The sequence below is a fragment of the Colwellia sp. M166 genome, from assembly GCF_024585285.1.
Classification (GTDB): Bacteria; Pseudomonadota; Gammaproteobacteria; order Enterobacterales; family Alteromonadaceae; genus Cognaticolwellia.
Map to the genome: position 1 here is coordinate 3,122,415 of NZ_CP040755.1, position 19,954 is coordinate 3,142,368.

17 protein-coding genes are annotated in these 19,954 nt (G+C 39.6%); 13 read left to right on the top strand and 4 right to left on the bottom strand.

Annotation, left to right across the window (positions count from 1 at the left end):
* Positions 1-195 precede the first annotated feature (195 nt).
* The gene (locus FGD67_RS14150) at positions 196-1,038 is read left to right on the top strand and encodes an IS630 family transposase (protein ID WP_257171775.1); all 843 of its coding nucleotides are present in this window, start codon (positions 196-198) and stop codon (positions 1,036-1,038) included.
* A gap of 470 nt (positions 1,039-1,508) precedes the next feature.
* Here FGD67_RS14150 and FGD67_RS21830 read toward each other — a convergent pair whose 3' ends face one another.
* The 3 genes from FGD67_RS21830 to FGD67_RS14180 form a co-directional block, all read right to left on the bottom strand.
* A complete protein-coding gene (locus tag FGD67_RS21830; protein ID WP_306556755.1) occupies positions 1,509-5,423 on the bottom strand; it encodes a S8 family serine peptidase in 3,915 nt (1,304 codons plus the stop codon).
* Positions 5,424-5,865: 442 nt separating this feature from the next.
* Positions 5,866-6,723 (bottom strand): Hsp33 family molecular chaperone HslO, encoded by an 858-nt coding sequence (gene hslO, locus FGD67_RS14175; RefSeq protein WP_257175127.1) that lies wholly within the window; start codon positions 6,721-6,723, stop codon positions 5,866-5,868.
* A 9-nt stretch (positions 6,724-6,732) separates the two neighbouring features.
* Positions 6,733-7,146, bottom strand: coding sequence for an RNA-binding S4 domain-containing protein (locus FGD67_RS14180; RefSeq protein ID WP_257171776.1), 414 nt, complete (start codon positions 7,144-7,146; stop codon positions 6,733-6,735).
* Positions 7,147-7,349: 203 nt separating this feature from the next.
* Between FGD67_RS14180 and gspC the strand changes: the two genes are divergently transcribed.
* The 12 genes from gspC (at position 7,350) to FGD67_RS14240 (ending at position 18,954) form a co-directional block, all read left to right on the top strand.
* A complete protein-coding gene (gene gspC, locus FGD67_RS14185) occupies positions 7,350-8,306 on the top strand; it encodes a type II secretion system protein GspC (protein ID WP_257171777.1) in 957 nt (318 codons plus the stop codon).
* Positions 8,307-8,323: 17 nt separating this feature from the next.
* Complete coding sequence (gene gspD, locus FGD67_RS14190) at positions 8,324-10,420, top strand: type II secretion system secretin GspD (RefSeq protein WP_257171778.1); 2,097 nt, start codon at positions 8,324-8,326, stop codon at positions 10,418-10,420.
* Positions 10,421-10,497: 77 nt separating this feature from the next.
* Complete coding sequence (gene gspE, locus FGD67_RS14195; protein ID WP_257175128.1) at positions 10,498-12,000, top strand: type II secretion system ATPase GspE; 1,503 nt, start codon at positions 10,498-10,500, stop codon at positions 11,998-12,000.
* Between the two features lie 114 nt (positions 12,001-12,114).
* Positions 12,115-13,338: a type II secretion system inner membrane protein GspF gene (gene gspF, locus FGD67_RS14200; RefSeq protein WP_257171779.1), complete on the top strand. Its 1,224-nt coding sequence runs from the start codon at positions 12,115-12,117 to the stop codon at positions 13,336-13,338.
* Positions 13,339-13,340: 2 nt separating this feature from the next.
* On the top strand, positions 13,341-13,775 hold the full coding sequence (gspG, locus tag FGD67_RS14205) for a type II secretion system major pseudopilin GspG (protein WP_257171780.1): 435 nt from the start codon (positions 13,341-13,343) through the stop codon (positions 13,773-13,775).
* A gap of 27 nt (positions 13,776-13,802) precedes the next feature.
* Positions 13,803-14,435, top strand: coding sequence for a type II secretion system minor pseudopilin GspH (gspH, locus tag FGD67_RS14210; protein WP_257171781.1), 633 nt, complete (start codon positions 13,803-13,805; stop codon positions 14,433-14,435).
* On the top strand, positions 14,419-14,817 hold the full coding sequence (gene gspI / locus FGD67_RS14215) for a type II secretion system minor pseudopilin GspI (RefSeq protein WP_257171782.1): 399 nt from the start codon (positions 14,419-14,421) through the stop codon (positions 14,815-14,817). The genes gspH and gspI overlap by 17 nt, the downstream gene beginning before the upstream one ends.
* Positions 14,814-15,494 carry a type II secretion system minor pseudopilin GspJ gene (gene gspJ / locus FGD67_RS14220; RefSeq protein WP_257171783.1) on the top strand — a complete coding sequence of 227 codons (681 nt, stop codon included), beginning with the start codon at positions 14,814-14,816 and terminating at the stop codon, positions 15,492-15,494. The genes gspI and gspJ overlap by 4 nt, the downstream gene beginning before the upstream one ends.
* Positions 15,487-16,509, top strand: a complete 1,023-nt coding sequence (gspK, locus tag FGD67_RS14225) for a type II secretion system minor pseudopilin GspK (protein ID WP_257171784.1) — start codon at positions 15,487-15,489, stop codon at positions 16,507-16,509. Before gspJ ends, gspK begins: the two co-directional genes overlap by 8 nt.
* Positions 16,509-17,741, top strand: a complete 1,233-nt coding sequence (gene gspL / locus FGD67_RS14230; RefSeq protein WP_257171785.1) for a type II secretion system protein GspL — start codon at positions 16,509-16,511, stop codon at positions 17,739-17,741. Before gspK ends, gspL begins: the two co-directional genes overlap by 1 nt.
* A complete protein-coding gene (locus FGD67_RS14235) occupies positions 17,738-18,211 on the top strand; it encodes a type II secretion system protein M (RefSeq protein WP_257171786.1) in 474 nt (157 codons plus the stop codon). Before gspL ends, FGD67_RS14235 begins: the two co-directional genes overlap by 4 nt.
* Complete coding sequence (locus FGD67_RS14240; protein WP_257171787.1) at positions 18,211-18,954, top strand: type II secretion system protein N; 744 nt, start codon at positions 18,211-18,213, stop codon at positions 18,952-18,954. The genes FGD67_RS14235 and FGD67_RS14240 overlap by 1 nt, the downstream gene beginning before the upstream one ends.
* A gap of 305 nt (positions 18,955-19,259) precedes the next feature.
* Here the strand turns inward: FGD67_RS14240 and yrfG are convergent, their stop codons facing one another.
* Entirely contained in the window at positions 19,260-19,934 is a 675-nt protein-coding gene (gene yrfG / locus FGD67_RS14245) for a GMP/IMP nucleotidase (RefSeq protein WP_257171788.1), read from the bottom strand.
* Between the last annotated feature and the right edge of the window lie 20 nt (positions 19,935-19,954).

Below are 19,954 nucleotides of genomic sequence, written 5' to 3' on the forward strand. Positions count from 1 at the left end.
TGACAAGTAGCTTACAGGCTTAGTTCAAGCTTGTTATTATTTGGATTGAAGGCTTTCTTGTTCCTTAGCAATATACTTTTGCTAAGACCCGTATTATATGCTCAGCATCCATGATGTTGATAGCTTCATTAAGTAATACCAAACGGATTAAATATATGATCTAATACATTGTTATTTTTTCAATCGTAGCTTACCGTGTTAACAGAAATTGATTTTATCGCTTTAGCGAGAAAAGAAACCAATGCAAGAAAGAAAATGCGTTATTTAGCATTAGCACATTTTAAAGAGGGCCAGTCTAGAACCGCTATTGCCGATGCACTTAAAATAAGTCGAACCAGTATTAATAAATGGGTTAGCTTATTTTTAAATCATGGCCTAGAAGGATTAAATGATGCCCGCCGAACTGGCCGCCCTTCTGGACTAACTTTGCAACAGAAAAAAGCACTCAGTGATTATATTGAAGCCTACAGTGAACTCAATAAAGGTGGCCGTTTACAAGGCGTAGACATTCAAAATTATATCGCTGAACACTTTAGCATTGAGTATGAAATATCTAATATTTACCGGTTATTACGAGAATTGAATTTTTCATGGATAACCTGTCGCTCCAAACATCCAAACATCCAAACATCCAAGCATCCAAACATCCAAAGCAATCACAAGAAGCACAAGATGTTTTTAAAAAGCTTCCTGATGGAAACGATCCTTAACATTCCGTGGCAAATCCGCTTGGAAAATGTAGATGTTTGGTTTCAAGATAAAGCACGCTTTGGCCAACAAAATACCACCACGCGTGTTTGGGCAAGAAAAGGCACGAGACCACGAGTGGTTCAGCAACAACAGTTTGAATATGCTTATTTGTTTGGGGCTATTTACCCATCAAGTAGAGCAACAGAAGCTTTGATAAGTCCGGTTGTTAATAAAGAAGTTATGAAGCTCCACCTTCAGCAAGTATCAAAAGCCACGCCAAAGGGTAGACATGCGGTTGTGGTGATGAATAGCGCTGGTTGGCATACTCAAGAGCTAGCAGTAATCTAAGTTTAATCTTCTTCGGGTTTAATTCCTCACCGCTTGCGGCGTACAATGGCTGCATGAGCGAATATATACATGAAAGACATAATGTCACGATACTGATGTATTACTTGGTTTTCCCAGCCAAATATAGAACAGTAATCTTCGGCTCAAAAGTTGATGAAGTGCTTAAAGGTATTTGCTTAGAAGTTGAAAAGTTGCTTTCTCAGCAATACTCAAGCGCTAGGTTAAAAGGGTTAGCTCTCACGCTTTTGATACAGTGATGGAGTTATATATTTACACCGAGCTGCTAGCTCAGTTCAGTAATTTAATGAGGTTGATTGCCTGATGATAAAGGCAAAGAGTAGGCACTGGCATTTATCGAATGAAACAATATCTCACGATATTGTTGTTGAACAAGCAATAAAAAAGCCATCAACATAATGTTGATGGCTTTTACGTTGATAGCTTTTTTACTAACAATCTACATTATAATATTACGCTTTTTTACGGCGAGTAAATAACATAGGTGTAAGTAGTAACATTAACCAACCGAATGAACCACTTTCTTTCTTGTTAACAATGGTTGCTGTGACAATAGCTGGACTACTATCGACAGAGCCATCATTTACAACTACTTGAAATGACATTCTTTCATCTAATGATACTTTAGGAGCAGTAAAGCTTGGAGACGTTGCGTTAGCATCAAAGCTAACTGCTGGACCACTTAATTGTGTCCAGTTATAAGTTAAGTCATCACCATCAACATCTATTGCCGTAACCGCTAAGTTTACAGTATCTTTTTCTTGCGCTGTAATGTGGTTTGCCGATAGCGTAGGAGCATCATTCACATTTTCTACGGCTACTGTAACCGAAGTTGCATCTGATACAACGCCAGTAGTATCTGCTACTGTATATTCAAAGGTATCACTACCAAAGAAATCGACGTTAGGTAAATACGAAATTGTTCCGTCTGACTCGACGGTTGCTGTACCATTAGCCGGTTGAGTCGTCACTGATAACGAGCTGTTATCTAATGCCAATCCAACAGTAAGTAGTTTTGATGCCTTGAGCGATTGCTCACCTGAGATTAATTCAGATTTTGCAATGATTTTAGCAACAGCAGGATCATTCGCTAACACGTCGATTACAACTGTTTTTTCTTCAATTGCATCTGCGGTATCAACAAGTGCTAAATTACTGCTGTCGTTATGTTCAACTTTGTAATCAAAATCAACCGTTCCGCCGATAGTTGCACTTACTTGAAGGGTATCAAAAGTAGAGAAGTCGGCATTACCTGTACCGTTATAATGATAGTTAAAGCCTGTATCACCCGTAATGTTCTCCGCACCAATAGTAAGGTTAGTCGGCGTCTCCGCTAAATCACCATAAGTAAAGTAAATCTCATCACTTCCTTCAATAATCCATACTTGGAAAGTATAAGTTTTAGTTGGGTCTTCATCATATACCGCTACTTTATCCCATTGAACCACGAGTACATTAACACCCACATTAAATCTAGCGTACATCATGTTGCCTGCACCAGGATCATTAGCGTCAGTGCCATCTAAATCAAAATCAGCCCAGTACGGTGCAAGGATATTATTTGGAGCGATACTGCTTGGCAATGACTGGTTAACTGCTGAGTTAGCACCACTACCTGCTGTAATAAAACCATTCGAAGATACAGTTAAACTTGTATAATCTTTATTCATATACGAAAAGTTATAGTTTAGTTCTATTGAAGCATCATCACATTGAGCAGAACAGTCTACTGTTGTAACAGGTACTCCTAAGCCAGCTACTACATTTAAGTCCCAAAAGTTGTCTAACGGGTCACCAAATATAGTACTTTGTGCAACTACTAAGTCAGACGTATCTAGAGTGCCTTTCCAAGTTAGCTTACCTGTGGTTTCATCTACAGCCAAAGAAATTTCAGCACCTTTGGTGACAACAGCAGTACCACTGTCTTCAACTAAAGTTGCGTTGGTAAAATCAACAGCAACACTGATTTCGTCAGTAAATGTTTTGTTAGCTATAGCTGTGCGAATATCAATAGGACCTACTTTTGATGGCTCTCCAACGATAGCATTGCTTAATACAGTGTTGTCAGATGATTCATTAGCAAAAACAGCGATAGGCATAACTGCTGATTTACCTGAACTGTGTGTCCACTTCAACTGTCCCATTACCCAAGTTGCAGGTTCTGCAAATGAAGTATCAATGTTTAATGTAAATGAACTCGTGTCTGTAGCAGAGCTATGCGCTCCTAACGTTATGCTGTCTGCCGATAAAGATGCTGTTGCCATTTCATCAGATAAACTAACAGTCGCAGTCCATTCACCTTCTGCATCAGTCATATTGGTTAAGCTACGTTCAAATGAACATGAACCAATACAAGCAGCTGTTGCCATAGATGGTTTGTTAAACGTTAACATTGCATCTATTGCTGCTGGTACATTTAATCGACCCGCACCAATATCAAAAGGTGTTGTTGGCGATACGGCGTCATCATCGACAAGTCCTTCTTGAACACTTGTTGATGTAAGTGCTGTTTGTACTTGTGTTGCAGTCCATTCAGGGTGTTTTGCTAATACAAGTGCTGCAGCGCCTGCTACATGAGGTGATGCCATACTGGTACCGGAGATCACCATGAAATGTTCACCATCGCTGGTGTCAGGAGAAGCGCCAGATAAAATATTCGTTCCTGGCGCGGCAATATCTGGTTTTAATATGTTCGCATCACCATTTGGTCCACGTGAGCTACCTTCTGCCACATTATCAGCGAACTCGTTAACAACAACTCGGCTAACGCTTGCATTAAGTGTTACTTCAAAGCCTTCAACTGTAGATGCCTCGATTAATGCTTCACCGGCAGCTTGTGATACCATTAATGCAGGTAGTACGGTATCGATAGCCATTGGGAATGGTGCTGCAGGAAGGTTGTTATATACAACAATGCCTTCTGCGCCAGCGGCAGCTGCGTTTACAGCTTTATCAGTGAATGCACATGAACCACGTGAGATTAAAGCAATGCTACCTGCAAACACTGTTTCATCAGTGAACGGATCACAACCTTCAAAGTTCTCTGCTTCAACATTAATAGAAGCCACCAGAGGTAAAACTACATTTTCTGTCAGCGCAGGTTGTGTTGAGTCGATAGCCATGTGGCTTTCACCGTTGCCGTCGACCGTATTAGCAAAAAATCGTCCATGCGTCGTGTTTGCTACTGAAAGACCAGATTCCACACAGCTAGGACAACCGATTGTTTGGTCGCCAGGACCGTCGTTACCAGCAGCATTAACTACCACAACACCGGCAGCTTCTGCATTTTTAAATGCTTGATTATATGGACTAGTCGCAGGGTCCGCGCCAGCGCCACCACCCCATGAATTATTGATGACGTCCGCGCCATCGTTAACCGCATGTTCGAAAGCTTCCAATAGCATGATGTTAGAACCACTGCCATCGAAAAGGCCTTTATAAACCATCAAGTATGCACCAGGAGCAACACCTGAAATAGTTAAATCGTGGCCTCTATATTCAATATCAATTTCATTACCAACAGCAGTACCTGCGACATGAACACCATGACCGCCATATGCTAGAGGGCTATTGTGCTCTCCGTCGGTAATAGCAAATGTTGGCGCTGAATAACGAGCAACAATTAATTTGTTATTACAAAAATCAGTGTCGATAGTATGACAGTAGTCGGTTTGAACTGCGTCTGGTAAATCGGTTGGAGCGGTGAAATTTTCTCCAGAAAATAGTGGGTTTTCAGGACGAATACCGCCATCGATGATTGCAACTTTAACTCCGGCACCTGCTGTACCTCTGCCGCCCATTGATTCCCACGCTGTAGCTGTATCAATAATGTCATGTGACCTATCCATAGACTCATGATACATGCGTTGTGGATGTACAGATTTTACACCGTGAAGTGTTTTTAATTCATTGGCTTTTTGCTTTTCGATATAAATAACTACGCCATTGTACACGGTATTAAATTGTTTAAAAATTGTGGCATTTGGTAATTTGTTTTTAAGAGAGTTAATAAAGCTACTTTGCTTCTCTTCCAAATAGCTCTTATATTTTTTAGCTGCTTTAGAATGTGTATCTAGCCTTTTTTTATCAGAAGCAGAAATGGCAGTTGCAGTGATGTCGGTAACTCCACCAGCATAGGTAGCTAAAGGTTCGTCCTCTAACTGGACTATAAAGTAGTCATGAGTTTCTGAAATAGATTTTTTTATTTTTCCTGTCGAAATATCTTTTACTACTGAAACTTCAGGGCTGCCATTTACCTTGTTTATAGCACTTCTATCTATATGTGATGCTGAATTCATTGCAGCAACTGAATTGACAGTCACCGAAACGAATGCCGCTGACACGGCTATTGCGACTTTATTTCTCACTGATAATCTCCTTTGCGCTATTAGTGCGCACTTTATTATTTTTTTGCTGATTTATAATTTTAAATATCATCTTACCAGCTAGTATATATTGATTCTTAAATGCATTAGAATTTGAGAGTAATTCAAAAAATCGCAATAATGCGACGCCTAAACATAGCACATGTAAATATAATGTAAATACAATGTTAGCGAACTTTTGCTTGAATATTGTGTTCTGCTTTCAAAAGTGGAAAATAGTATTTACAGGAGGTGATTTTTTATTTTTTTAACTTTAGCTGTTTAGAGCAAACTTTTAGAGCTGTGATGATGATCGTTGCTGACAATTTGACATTTTATAAGCCAATTGTATGAATGATTAAAAAAATGATGGTGAGTTAATGCGGAAATGTAACATGAGCATTGACTTGAAGTGTTATCTTCAAGCCAAGGTTTTAAGTTCTAATTAATGTTTGTTATCGTTGATAAATTGCTCGAGTTGAGGCCGCATAAATTGATAGGTGGTCAGGCAATAGTCACAAGTCATCGACACACTACCTTGTTCGACGATAATATTGTCAAGTTCGCTCGGTTCAATTTGAGAAATTGCATTTAAACATTTTTCCTCTGAACAGCTGCATTTATAGCTAATAGCTTGTGGCTCAAATAGTCTAACCTCTTCTTGATGATATAATCTGTATAGTAATTCTTGGCTGTCAACAGAGAATATTTCATCTGATTTAATGGTATTTGTTAATTGGCATAAATGTTCAAAATCTGCTTGTTGTTGTGCCTTATCACCGGCATCCGGTAATAACTGAATTAATGTTCCTGCTACTTGTGATGTATTTTCGTCAGTAAACAGCCAGATTTTTGTTGGAATTTGCTCTGAAACTTCAAAGTAATGTGCTAAACATTGAGCTAAAGTTTCTTCTTCAAGAGCAACAACACCTTGATAAGGTTCACCATTTTTTGGACGAATAGTAATAACCATATTACCTTTGCCAATTAAATCTTGGAGGCTTGTTGCATCGGTTTCACTGGTCATACGCGCAATGCCACGCATTTCTTGCAAGTTATTACCATTAACAGCCATGTAACCTATAGGACCATCACCTTGTAGTTGAACGGCAATCTCCCCTTCAAACTTTAATGTCGCAGTCAGTAAACAAGTTGCAGCAACTAACTCACCTAATAAGTTTTTTACGCCTGAAGGATAGTTGTGCGGAGCAACAATTTCCTGAAAGGTTTGGCTTAAGTTAACCAATTCACCTCTCGCATGTAAGTTATCAAATAAGTATCGATTTAAGATATCAGTTTGCATTGTCACTATTTATATCCTTTCTTTTAAATGCCGAATTTGTCGGCGTTGTTTCTTATCGGGTTTGCTGTCACTGGCGGGGCTTAATAAAATACCCTGTTGACGAGCTAAGCTGTTTTTTTCACGAGTTTCAATGCTTGCTTGAGTTTCTTGATAAAGCGTTTGCGCAAAAGTGGCATCTCTACGCCTATCAGCTAAGGCGATAACCGTGACTTGTTTTTCTTCAAAACCTTGCCTAATGGTTATGCGGTCACCTATAGCAACTGCTTTACCAGACTTGCTGCGCTGACCATTATAAAATACTTTGCCGCCATCGATCATTTGTTTTGCAATTGCCCGTGTTTTATAAAATCGAGCAGCCCACAGCCATTTGTCTAAGCGGGTAGATTGATTGATTTCAGTATCATTAACGTTAGGTTTAGCCATTGTAATGTTTATACTCTATAGAGGCGCTTTTAAAATTGCCGAAAGTTAACATAACGGCAATGTTTACGCTAGCCAGATTGCATTAGTTTACATTTTGTTAACTAATTTTTAGTAAAAAATAATATGACGTCTTGTTGCCGAGCGTTAGGTCAAGTATCATCAAAGAGAATTGAAATTTCCAGATAATAACAAAATTATAAAAAATGCTCTTATCGAATAATCTATCAAGCACGCTTGAACAGTTACCTAAGCTTCCTCAACGAAAAATTACTCAGGTAATTATTTTATTGTTACTGAGCTATATTGCCTATTTATTTGCCCAATTAACTTGGTTAGGGCTATCTGAATCTAGTTATAATGCTGGTGTGGAACTGTCAACTTCATCCTCGGCTTCAATGACACCGCAAAAGCAAGTTAGCGTGCAAGCCGTTAAATCACTTAATCTTTTTGGTGTTTTTTCGCAAAATAAAGTCGAAAAAGTCGCAGAGCTTGTTATTGAGGATGCTCCTGAAACGCGTTTAAAGCTAACCTTAACTGGTGTTGTTGCCAGTAACGACAAGGCAACTGCTGGAGCTATTATTGAGAGTTCAGGTAAACAAGAGACCTACAGTATCGGTGAAAACATTAAAGGTACTCGGGCGGTGTTAGAGGATGTTTATAACGATCGTGTGTTGTTAAAAGTATCAGGGCGTTTAGAAACCTTAATGTTTGAAGGCTTGGTTTTCGATAAAAATGTAAAGCCAGTAATAACAAATAGCCAAAGATCTCAACCACAACCAAGCAAAGTATCTCGTGACAAATTATCGTCACCAAACATTGTTGATCAACGAAATAATAAAGCGTTAACCAAAGCAACCAAGTCACTGCAACAAGAATTGAATCGCGACCCAGGTAAAATTACCGACTATTTAAAAATTTCTCCAAAGCGAGAGAATGGCAAAATTTCCGGTTATCGAATAATGCCAGGAAAAGATCCAACTTTTTTCCAAAACGCAGGTCTTAAGACCGGTGATGTTGCAATACAAATGAATGGTTTTGATTTAACCGCACCAATAGAAGCAGCTCAAGCGCTAAAATCTTTAAAAGAACAACACGATGTTTCATTGTTACTTGATCGTAATGGTGACATGACAGAAATACTTTTCAGTATAGATAATTAGAATAAAAGGAAGAATACATGCGCAAATTATTAAGCGCACCTTGGTATAAGCGTAGCCTTACCGGGGTTGTTACAGCAGTTTTACTTAATAGTGTTTTACTCTCTACCAATATTAATGCCGCCGAATACTCACCCAATTTCAAAGGCACAGAAATTGCAGAATTTATTAACATCGTCGGTAAAAATTTAAAAAAGACCATGATCGTCGATCCCAACGTACGTGGCAAAGTTAATGTCCGCAGTTATGATCTACTGACTGAAAAGCAATATTATCAATTCTTTCTTAATGTCTTAGAAGTTTACGGTTTTTCCGCTGTTGAAATGGAAAATAATGTCGTCAAGATCATTCGTAATAAAGATGCCAAAACCTCTTCAATTCCCGTGGTAGGAAACGAAAATCCTGGTGCCGGTGATGAAATGGTTACCCGTGTTGTAGAGGTTAAAAATGTCACCGTACGTGAACTAACCCCGTTGTTACGTCAATTATCAGATCAAGCTGGCGGCGGTAATGTAGTTAACTATGATCCGGCTAACGTTATTATGCTAACGGGTACTGCTGCGGTGGTAAATCGCTTGGTACAAATTATTGAGCGTGTTGATAAAGCAGGCGATCAAGATGTACAAATTATTAGCCTGCAATATGCTTCTGCGGGCGAAATGGTCCGTATTATTGAAGCGATGAATAAATCTAGCCAAGGTAAAGCTTCAGGTACGCCAACGTTTCTTATCCCTAAAATTGTTGCTGACGAACGTACTAATAGCGTTATTGTTAGTGGCGAAGTAAAAGCTCGCGAACGTGTTGCTCGCTTAGTTTCACGATTAGATAGTGAGTTAGAAACTAACGGTAATACCCGTGTTTATCATCTGAAATATGCAAAATCAGAAGACATGGTAAAAGTACTACAAGGTGTTAGTGAATCTATTGAAGCTGATTCTGCCGGTGCTGCTACTACCTCGTCGAGAAAAAACCAAAGCCGTAATGTCAGTATTGATGCTCATGAGGACACCAATACCTTAGTTATTACGGCCCAACCTGATATGCTGCGCTCACTTGAAGCGGTGATTCGCCAGCTGGATATCCGCCGTGCCCAAGTACTTATTGAAGCGATTATTGTAGAAGTATTTGAAGGTGACGGTGTTAACTTAGGTGTACAGTGGTATCACGAGTCAGGAGCTATGTCGCAATTTACCAATGGTGTTACTCCAATAAGTTCGATTGCAGCAGCAGCTGAAGCGGCTAAATCAACACAAGGTGAGTGGGTACCGGAAGTTAGGGCTGCAGATACAGGGGAACTAATTACAGCAGGCTACAGAAAGAATGATACTGAAGGCGATTATAGCTTGGCTGCTCAAGTTTTAGGCTCAGTGAGTGGAACATTGTTTGGTATTGTGAAGAACGATTGGGGGGCAATCATTCAAGCCGTAAGTTCTGATACTAATTCCAACTTACTCTCTACACCAAGTATTACCACGTTGGACAATGAAGAAGCTTACTTTATTGTCGGTCAAGAAGTGCCTATTATCACGGGTTCTGCAACAGGAACCAATAATAGTAATCCATTCCAAACGGTTGAACGTCAAGAAATTGGTATTAAGTTAAAAGTAACACCGCAAATCAATGAAGGCAGCGGTGTGCAGTTAACTATCGAGCAAGAAGTTTCTTCAGTAAGCGGCGCCACCGGTGTTGATATCTCTATTAATAAACGTGAAATTAAAACCACCGTGATGGCTGATGATGGCGCGACGGTTATTTTAGGTGGTTTGATTGATGAAGACGTACAAGAAAGTGTGCAAAAAGTACCTTTACTTGGTGATATTCCTTTTATTGGGCATCTATTCAAATCTACCAGTAATACTAAACGTAAGCGTAACTTGATGGTGTTTTTACGACCGACTATTGTCCGTGACGGCAAGCTGATGAATGATATCAGTAAAGAAAAATACAATTATATTCGTGCACTAGAAATTGAAAAGAAAGCAGTTGGCCTAGAGTTAATGTCAGAAGAAAAACTACCTATTTTACCAAAATGGAATGACGAATTGTCATTACCGCCATCATTTGATGAATACATGCAAAAACGTGATGAAAGCAAATCTTCGGATGAAAACGAATAGCCATGAGTGATATTGACCCACAAACACAAGCGTTTGTTGCTGCAAGTGAAACAGCTATCATAGATGATGAGTCATTAATGTTAGCTGAAAGCGATATTTTAACTGATAACGGAATTCGCTTTCGCCTTCCTTTTGGTTTTGCTAAGCGTCATAGCGTGTTGGTAGAAAATGATAATGGTGCATTACGTTTAGTGTGTATCGACAGCCTAAACGCCAATATTTTATTGGAAGTGCGTCGAGTATTGAAAACCCCTTTCACCCTTAGTGTAAAAAGTCCCGAAGAGTTTGAACAGTTACTGACTATTACCTATCAACGTGACTCTTCAGAAGCGCAACAAATGATGGAAGATATCGGCAACGAAGTAGATTTATACTCCCTTGCCGATGAAATGACCGAAACAGAAGATTTATTAGAAAACGAAGATGATGCACCGATTATTAAGTTAATCAATGCCATGTTGAGTGAAGCGATTAAAGAAAATGCTTCCGATATTCACATCGAAACCTTTGAGCAAGCACTACAAATTCGCTTTCGAGTTGATGGTGTTTTACGAGAGGTGCTCAAGCCTAATCGTAAATTAGCTTCGTTGTTGGTTTCACGCATTAAGGTTATGGCCAAACTTGATATTGCTGAAAAACGCATTCCTCAAGATGGTCGTATTTCTCTGAGAATAGCCGGCCGAGCTGTTGATGTACGTGTTTCAACTATGCCAACTGGTCATGGTGAGCGAGTCGTTTTACGCTTACTTGATAAAAACTCAACGCGTTTAGACTTAAAAGATTTAGGCATGACGGATGGTAACCGAGCACGTTTTTCTGAGTTAATTGAAAAGCCGCATGGCATTATACTGGTCACCGGACCTACAGGCTCAGGTAAAAGTACCACTTTGTATGCTGGCTTAAGTCAAATTGATAGCACAGAGCGTAATATATTGACCGTTGAAGACCCGATTGAGTATGCCATTGAAGGTATTGGTCAAACACAAGTTAACACTAAAGTAGATATGACCTTTGCTCGGGGGTTACGCGCCATACTACGTCAAGATCCTGATGTGGTGATGGTGGGTGAAATCCGTGATTTAGAAACCGCGCAAATTGGCGTGCAAGCCAGTTTGACCGGCCATTTAGTTCTATCGACATTGCATACGAATACGGCAGCTGGTGCTATAACTCGTATGGAAGATATGGGCGTCGAACCTTTTTTATTGTCTTCAAGTTTATTGGGTGTACTGGCACAGCGTTTAGTGCGCACCTTATGCCCACATTGTCGAGAGTGTTGCCCTACGTCTGCAGAAGAGCGGAAATTGTTACAACTTAACGATGATGATACCGCGCCTATTTTTAGAGCGGTGGGCTGTGATGAGTGTAATTTTAAAGGTTATCGAGGTCGAACCGGTATTCATGAGCTCATTGTCGTAGATGATAAAGTACGCGAACTGATCCATAACGGTAAAGGTGAGCAAGTTATTGAGAAATTCATTCGTAAATCAACGCCGAGCATTCGTCGCGATGGCTTTGATAAAGTAATGCGCGGTGAGACTACCATTGAAGAAGTATTACGTGTAACCCGTGAAGATTAATTAGCTAAGGTTATCGAGTTTTAGCTCGACTTAGCTTTGTTGAGAAGGCTGTTTTGAACGTTATAATAACAAGCTAGCAGTTCCTCAAACTAGGTAAAGATTAAATTGTAAATTATGGCAGCATTCGATTATCAGGCGGTAGACAGCCGAGGAAAAAACAAGAAAGGAGTTATCGAAGGTGATACTCCTAGGCATGTGCGTAATTTATTACGTGAACAAGGCTTAATGCCGATTGAAGTAAGGCCATGCTTACAAAAAAACAAACAAAAAAATAAAAAGTCATTATTTTCTGGTGTTAAGAAAATATCAGCATCAGAGTTGGCATTAATTACCCGACAACTTTCTACCTTAGTTGAATCGGGTTTGCCAATTGAAGAATCATTAATGGCCGTTGGTGAGCAGTGTGATAAAAATAGCTTAAAAAGTATGGTCATGGCGGTGCGTACTAAAGTTACCGAAGGTTATGGCTTAGCTGAAAGCATGGCAGAGTTCCCACAAGTGTTTAATCGCTTATTTCGTGCCATGGTAGCGGCGGGCGAAAAATCAGGACATCTTGATAAAGTACTGGATCGGCTCGCCGATTATACTGAACAACGAGAGCAACTTAGATCACAGCTTATACAGGCCTTGGTTTATCCGATAATCATGACAGTTGTCGCTACTGGCGTTATTACTATTTTGTTGACCGCGGTTGTACCAAAAATTGTTGGACAATTCGAGCATATGGGCGCTAACTTACCTGGCACGACTCAGTTCTTGATCGCGAGTAGTGATTTTTTACGTGAATATGGTTTAGCTATCGTGTTAATTTTTGCTGCGCTGATGTTACTTTGGTCACAGCTATTGAAAAAAGAGCGTTTTAGATTTGCTTATCATCGGCGCTTTCTTAGCCTACCGGGAATTGGTAAGGTAGCAAAAAGTGTTAATACTGCTAGATTTGCACGGACATTGAGTATTTTAACTGCCAGTGCCGTTCCTCTTTTAGAGAGTATGAAAATCTCAGGAGAAGTGCTTGATAATTTATATATTAAGCAAAGTGTCAAAGAAGCAGCTGATAAAGTCAGAGAGGGGGCAAGCTTACGGGTGTCATTAGAGCAAACCAAATTGTTCCCACCTATGATGTTACATATGATTGCTAGTGGTGAAAAAAGTGGTCAGCTTGAACATATGTTAGGTCGTGCAGCAGACAACCAAGATCGAGATTTTGAAGCGATAGTCAATATCTCATTAAAAGCCTTTGAACCTGCGCTGATGGTGGTTATGGCTGGTATTGTATTATTTATCGTTATGGCTATTCTACAGCCAATTCTTCAGTTAAATACGTTAATAGGAAGTTAGAAATGAAAGCAGTGAAAAATGTTCGTGGTTTTACCTTATTAGAAATGATGGTCGTTATTGTTATTTTAGGAATTTTAGCCAGTATGGTGGTACCAAACTTAATGGGCAGTCAAGAACGAGCAAATATGCAAAAGGCGGTTTCAGATATTAATGCTTTAGAAACCTCTTTAAGCATGTATAAAATGGACAATTACAAATATCCAACTACCGAACAAGGGCTTGAAGCTTTAGTGACTGAAACCGATATTGAACCAGCACCCCGCCGTTTTCCTGAGGGTGGTTATGTAAAACGTTTACCTAACGACCCATGGGGCAGCGAGTATCAATTATTAAACCCAGGAGAGCATGGCAGCATGGATATATTTTCTATGGGGCCTGATGGCGAACCTGGAACCGATGATGATATTGGGAACTGGAACTTAGGCGATTTTCAATAATCTTTACTGATTGATTATTTGTTCATTATGCAACTTAATACTGATTGTACAGCCAAACCAAGACATTGTTCGCAGCAAGGTTTTACCTTAATAGAAGTGATGTTAGTTATTGTCTTGGTTGGCGTGATGATTTCTGCGGTGCAATTTACTTTTTCCAGTAGTAAACCAGAGCAAATATTACAACAAAACAGTGCCCGCTTTGCGGGCATTTTTGACCTTGCCGCAGAATATGGCTTATTGAATAATGTTGAGTTAGGGCTGTTTGTTAAAGAAAACACTTATCAATTTTTAGGTTACGATGGTGTGCAATGGTCACCAATTGCAGATAACCCGTTGTTTGAAGAATTTACCTTACCCGATAATGTTGAAATTAGTTTACAACTTGATGACTTACCTATCGAAGAGCCACTTTTATTCGATTCATCGCTATTAATTACCGAAGAAGATACTGATAGTTTTTTTGAGGAAGAAGATGAAGAGAAGAAAATTATTCCACAAGTGTATATGCTCTCGGGTGGTGACATAACGCCTTTTAGCTTAACGTTTTCTTTTGCTGAGTTTACTTTTGACGATGATGAAAATGTCAGTTTTAAAGTATCTGGTATTTATAGCACGCCATTGACGATAGAGGGGCCAATAGCCAATGACAGCTCACGTTAATTGCTTGGTGAAAAGGTTGCAAAAAGGTTTTACCTTACTTGAAGTGATGTTGGCAATGGCGGTTTTTTCTATTGCGGGTATTGCCATTCTCGGTACGGCTGACACTAATGCCCGTAATTTAGGTTATTTAGAAAGTAAAATTGTGGCCAATTGGGTCGCATCGAATCAACTTGTTGAGGTTACTTTAGATAACACATGGCCACCAAAAGACAATAAAAAAGGTAAGGTAGAGCTAGCTGGTCAAGAGTGGTTATGGCAGCAGAAAGTGCTAAAAACTACCGACAAAGATATGCGTGCTATTGTCATGGAAGTGCGATTAAATGAGAAAGAAACCTCAGCCTTAAGTAGTTTGATGACTTATGTCTCGAAGAAAAATCAATGACGCCTCTCAGTATTAATCCAAATACTTGTCAGCAAAAATTGCATCTTGCTCGCAGTAAAACACAGGGTTTTACCCTGCTAGAAGTCTTAATTGCCATTGCAATATTTGCCGTTATTAGCATGGCCAGTTTTAGTATTTTTGAAACGGTATTAAATAGTGATACCGTCACTAAAGAGCGCACGGATAGGATCAATGAATTACAACGTGGTTTTTTAATGATTGAACGTGATATGTTGCAGATTGCTCGTCGCAGCATACGTTTAAATGGTGAAGCACCTCAAACAGGTTTTTTGCACACAGACCATGACAGTTATTCTAGTAGTGAACAGGCCATTGCCTTTGTTCGCCACGGCTGGACTAACCCCGGTTTATTGCTGCCACGCAGTGATATGCAGTCAGTAGCTTATCAATTGAACGACAAGTTACTAGAGCGTGTGCACTTTAATTTTGTTGATGCCGTCTTAGGCGAAGAGCCGAAAGTAAGGCCTTTGATTTCGCAAGTAGAAAAGTTAGATTTTGAATTTTATGATGGTAAAAAATGGCAGAAAACCTTACAAGAAAATACGCTGCCTATGGCAATTGCTATTGAATTAGATACCACAGATTATGGTATTATTCGTCGTCAATTTCTCGTAGCAGGTGATGGCTTACAAGAAAAGGAGGTCGATCGTGATTAGCCGCCTTAACACTAAGCGTTCATCTAAAGGGGTAGCATTAATTACCGTTATGTTAATTGTGGCGTTAATTGCTATTTTAGCAACACAAATGACCGCGCGTTTACAATTACAAATGCAACGTACCAGCAATTTAGCTTCAAACCAGCAAGCCTATTGGTATGCTATGGGCGCTGAAGCCTTTGCGAAAAGAATTTTAGCCCAGTCATTTGAAGATAATGAAGAGGTTACACATTTGGGACAGATGTGGGCGCAAGGAGAAAGCACTTTTCCTGTCGACTTTGGGCAAATAACCGGTGAGATAACCGATTTACACAGTTGCTTTAATTTAAATGCTTTGCGTGCCGATGATGATAACGGTAATACCAGCGGTAATGGCAATGATACTAGCGCTAAATCTTCTGCCCGACTTGCTTTTGAAGAACTGCTAATCGCATTAAGTATTGAAGGCGTTGGTAATTTTGAAGCAGAATATATGGCAGATGCTTTAACCGATTGGCTCGATGCTAATAGCAGTATATCAAGTTCAGGAGGGGCAGAGGATAGTGATTATGCCGCGAAAGAATTTCCGTATTTAGCGGCTAATAATTACTTGGCAAGCTTAGGTGAGTTAAGAGTTATTGAGCATTTCACTATTGCCGTGATCAATAAACTCAAAGACTATGCCTGCGTGTTACCCAATAGTAATCTTAATAAGGTTAACCTCAACACTATAGCAGTGGATAAACCTGAAATACTTGTCGCTATGTTAGGGATAAGTCAAAATGACGCGGTGCAAGCATTGTCTGCCCGCGAAGAAGAAGGTTTTAGTAGTGTAGCTGACTTTTTTGCTTTGCCTGAGTTAAGTAAAGCGAAAATTCCACCAGAAAAACAGCAACAATTTACGGTTAAAAGTGAGTATTTTAAACTTAAAACAACAGCAAGTTTTAATCATAGTTATTTCGCTTTGAATACCATTATGAAAGTAGAAAATAAAAATAATATAAGTGTGATCAGTCGCATCATAGGACGAGAATAATGGGTGAAACGTTATTTATCCGTTTAGGCAGTCAAGCTGAGAATAGAATTCATTGGCTGATTAAAACTAACGGACAAGAAGAAATTATTGCAAGTGGTGAATTACCTAATGCAAAAGCGCTAGCGCAGTTAGCTGAAAAGTCGTTATCAAGAGACGTTATTACATTTGTTCCGGCCAGTGATGTCGCGATCAAAAGTTTGACGGTGCCGGGTTCATCGCAACGGGCTATTCGTTTAGCAGCACCATACATGTTGGAAGAAGAACTAGCACAAGATGTAGAACAACTGTTTTTTGCCTTTAGTGACCTCAAACATGATGAACAGGGCCATAATTGCTTTTTAGCTGCGCTTGAGCGTGAACAATTAGTACAGTGGCAGCAATGGTTAGCTAACGCAGGTATTTTCTGTAAAGTTATTATTCCTGATGCGTTGGCACTACCTAATGATAAAGAAAGTTGTCATGCTGTAATGCTTGGCGAGCAAGTGTTGTTAAGGCTTAGTACATGGCATGTTATGGCATTTGAAGCTAATGCTTGGCCTATTGTTGCTAATCAATTTACTGGTATCGATGAAGGTGCACATACTATATTAGCTTATTCTTCTTTGTCACAAGTGCCGGCAGAGTTAAATGTTGAATACTTACCTGAAGAGCTGCCGTTGGCTATTTTAGCCAATCATCATTCACGTAAATTCAACTTGTTACAAGGTGAGTTGCAAGTAAAAGAAAAGCGTTCAGCAACCAGTATGAGTTGGCTATGGGTGGCCGGTATTGCTTGCTGCGCATTGTTGCTTAACTTTACCCTTAAAGGCGTTGAACTTTATCAGTTATCTCAACAACAGTCGGCCATTGAAAAAAATATTATCGCTAACTATAAAAGCGCATTTCCTGAGGCAAAGCGAGTTAAGGTGTCAACTATTCGTTCACTGCTACGACAAAAATTAGCTGAAGTTGGTGATAGCGAAGAGTCTGCAGGCTTTTTACCATTATTAGTCAAGCTTGAGCCTGCCTTAGCAAGCGTACCGGAAATAAAGCCACAAACACTGAAGTTTGACGGTAAGCGTCAAGAAGTACGTATGCAAACGGTTGCTAAAGATTATCAGTATTTCGAAAAGTTAAAAGTAGCACTTGAAAAAGCGGGTTTAAGCGTGAATTTAGGGGCACAAAATAACCAGGGTGAACAAATTTCTGGCTCGTTCAGTATCACCGATACATCTGCTAAGGGGCGCTCATGAAAACTTGGTGGCAACAGTTAAACCTCCGTGAGCAGCGTTTGGTGATGGTGATGGCTGCGACTATTTCAATATTTATTTTATATGGCCTAATTTGGCAACCATTGAATGAAAATATCGCCAGTAGTAAATTAAAAATTGAAATTGAACGTCAACAGGCTTTATTGTCTTGGGTTGAAGACAACACTAAACGCTATAAACAAGCAAAATTAAGCAGTGGTAGCCGTAGTGGTGCCAGCTTATCGAGTATCGTTAATCGTACTTCAAGGCAAAACGATATAATCATTACTCGCATGCAGCCTCAAGCTGATGATTTACAGGTCTGGATTGATGAAATATCGTTTAACCAGTTATTAACTTGGTTAGAGCAATTAGCCAGTAGAGAAGGCCTGCGAGTGAAAAATATTGATTTGAGTTTAGCGGATGAACAAGGCGTGGTACGTGTTCGTCGATTACAGTTAGGAAAGAGTTAATGAAAAAAACGTTTGCTTACAGCGCCATTTTTTTCGCTTTTTATAGCGTGTTTGTTATTGCCTTAATGCCTGCGAGTTGGTTAATGACGCAAATTAAATTGCCGGCTAATGTTTCGGTAGCGGCGGTAGAAGGTACCATTTGGCGTGCCAGTGTCAAACAAGTCATGATTGATGATGTGGTGATTAGCAAAGTACAAAGTGCTCTGTCATTAATGTCGGTACTCATGCTAGATCCTAAATTGGAGGTTACTTTTGGCGATCCACTGATTAATGGCCCAGAAGGTCAGCTAACCATTAGTGGTTTACGCTCTGATATAACCATTAATGATGCACAACTTTCGCTTGCAGCTAATACTGTTGTTGCACGCCTTAATTTGCCGATAGACATTATTGCCCATGAGCAGTTAACACTGAATGTTGATCGCTTTGTGATGGGCTCCCCTATTTGTGGTGAATTACAAGGTGAGCTTGAATGGCGCGATGCTGCTGTTTCGGCATTTGATGAAAAAGTTAAACTTGGTAAGCTTTCGGCAGCATTGAGTTGTGATAAAGGCGAATTGATTGCCGAGATAGCACCTAATAATGATCTAGGCTTGAGCTATAATGCACAACTAAAGCAAGGCGGTCGCTTTGCTGGTAGTGGATACTTAACACCAGGGGAAAAATTTCCTAAGCAATTAAGAGAAGCGTTAAGCTTTTTAGGTAAGCCTGATAGAAAAGGCCGTTATCGTTTAAAGCTATAGCGCTTAATTTAACCTCAGTTCGGATTGGTGGGCTTTATAACCTGTTGATTCATAGTGTTATTCGTTGAATTATTCACGATATTTTTTAAGTAAAAGATGAAAAAAAGCGCAATGATGGAATTTAGGCGCTTAGCAAGGAATTTTTACAAACCAATAGCGAGCTATTGGGCGTAAAAATAACGCTGATAGGCGTTTAAATAGCATTGTTGGGTAAAGTAGCTTAACCCGAAGTGGGGTTAATTTATATTCAACTCACTTTTCGTGTTCCTAGGGATTGTTTCGCTAAGTGAGTTCACCTGCTCGGGTTAGTTCTGAGCCGTTGCCTTTATTTCTGCTAGAAATTCACTGTAATCGATAATTGCGGGATATTCATTAATCACACGACTGTCTTGTTGGCTATCAGGGTTTGCCACCGCCAATAAATGTTCAAAGCCATACTTTTTAGCTGAATTGAGTATAGTGATATTATCATCAACAAAAAGTGTATTCTCTAAAATAAAGCCATGCTTTTCTTGTAGTCGTTGCCATAACAGTTGAGACTCTTTCGTAACACCAAACTCATGCGTAGAGTAAAGCGTATCAAAGTATTTGTCTAATTGAGTACGTTCGATTTTGAGTGCTAAGCTAGCAGGATGAGCGTTCGTCACGAGTACAATGTCACGGCCTGAAGATTTGAGTGCACAAAGAAAGTCATGGGCATCACTGCGTAACTGAATTAAATGTTGCACCTCTCGCTTTAAGTCAGTAATAGATAGTTGCGTTTGCTCGGCCCAATAATCTAAGCAATACCAGTCTATTGTGCCCTCAACTCTTTGGTAATGCTCAAGGAGTAATTTTTTAGCTTCAGCTAAATTTACGCTATGCAGTTCACTGTAACGTTGGGGTAGATGATGCAACCAAAAATGATTATCAAAATGTAAATCGAGAATAGTCCCATCCATATCGAGTAAAACAGTTGAGATTTTTGACCAATCAAGCATAGATTTTTCCCTAGAAACAC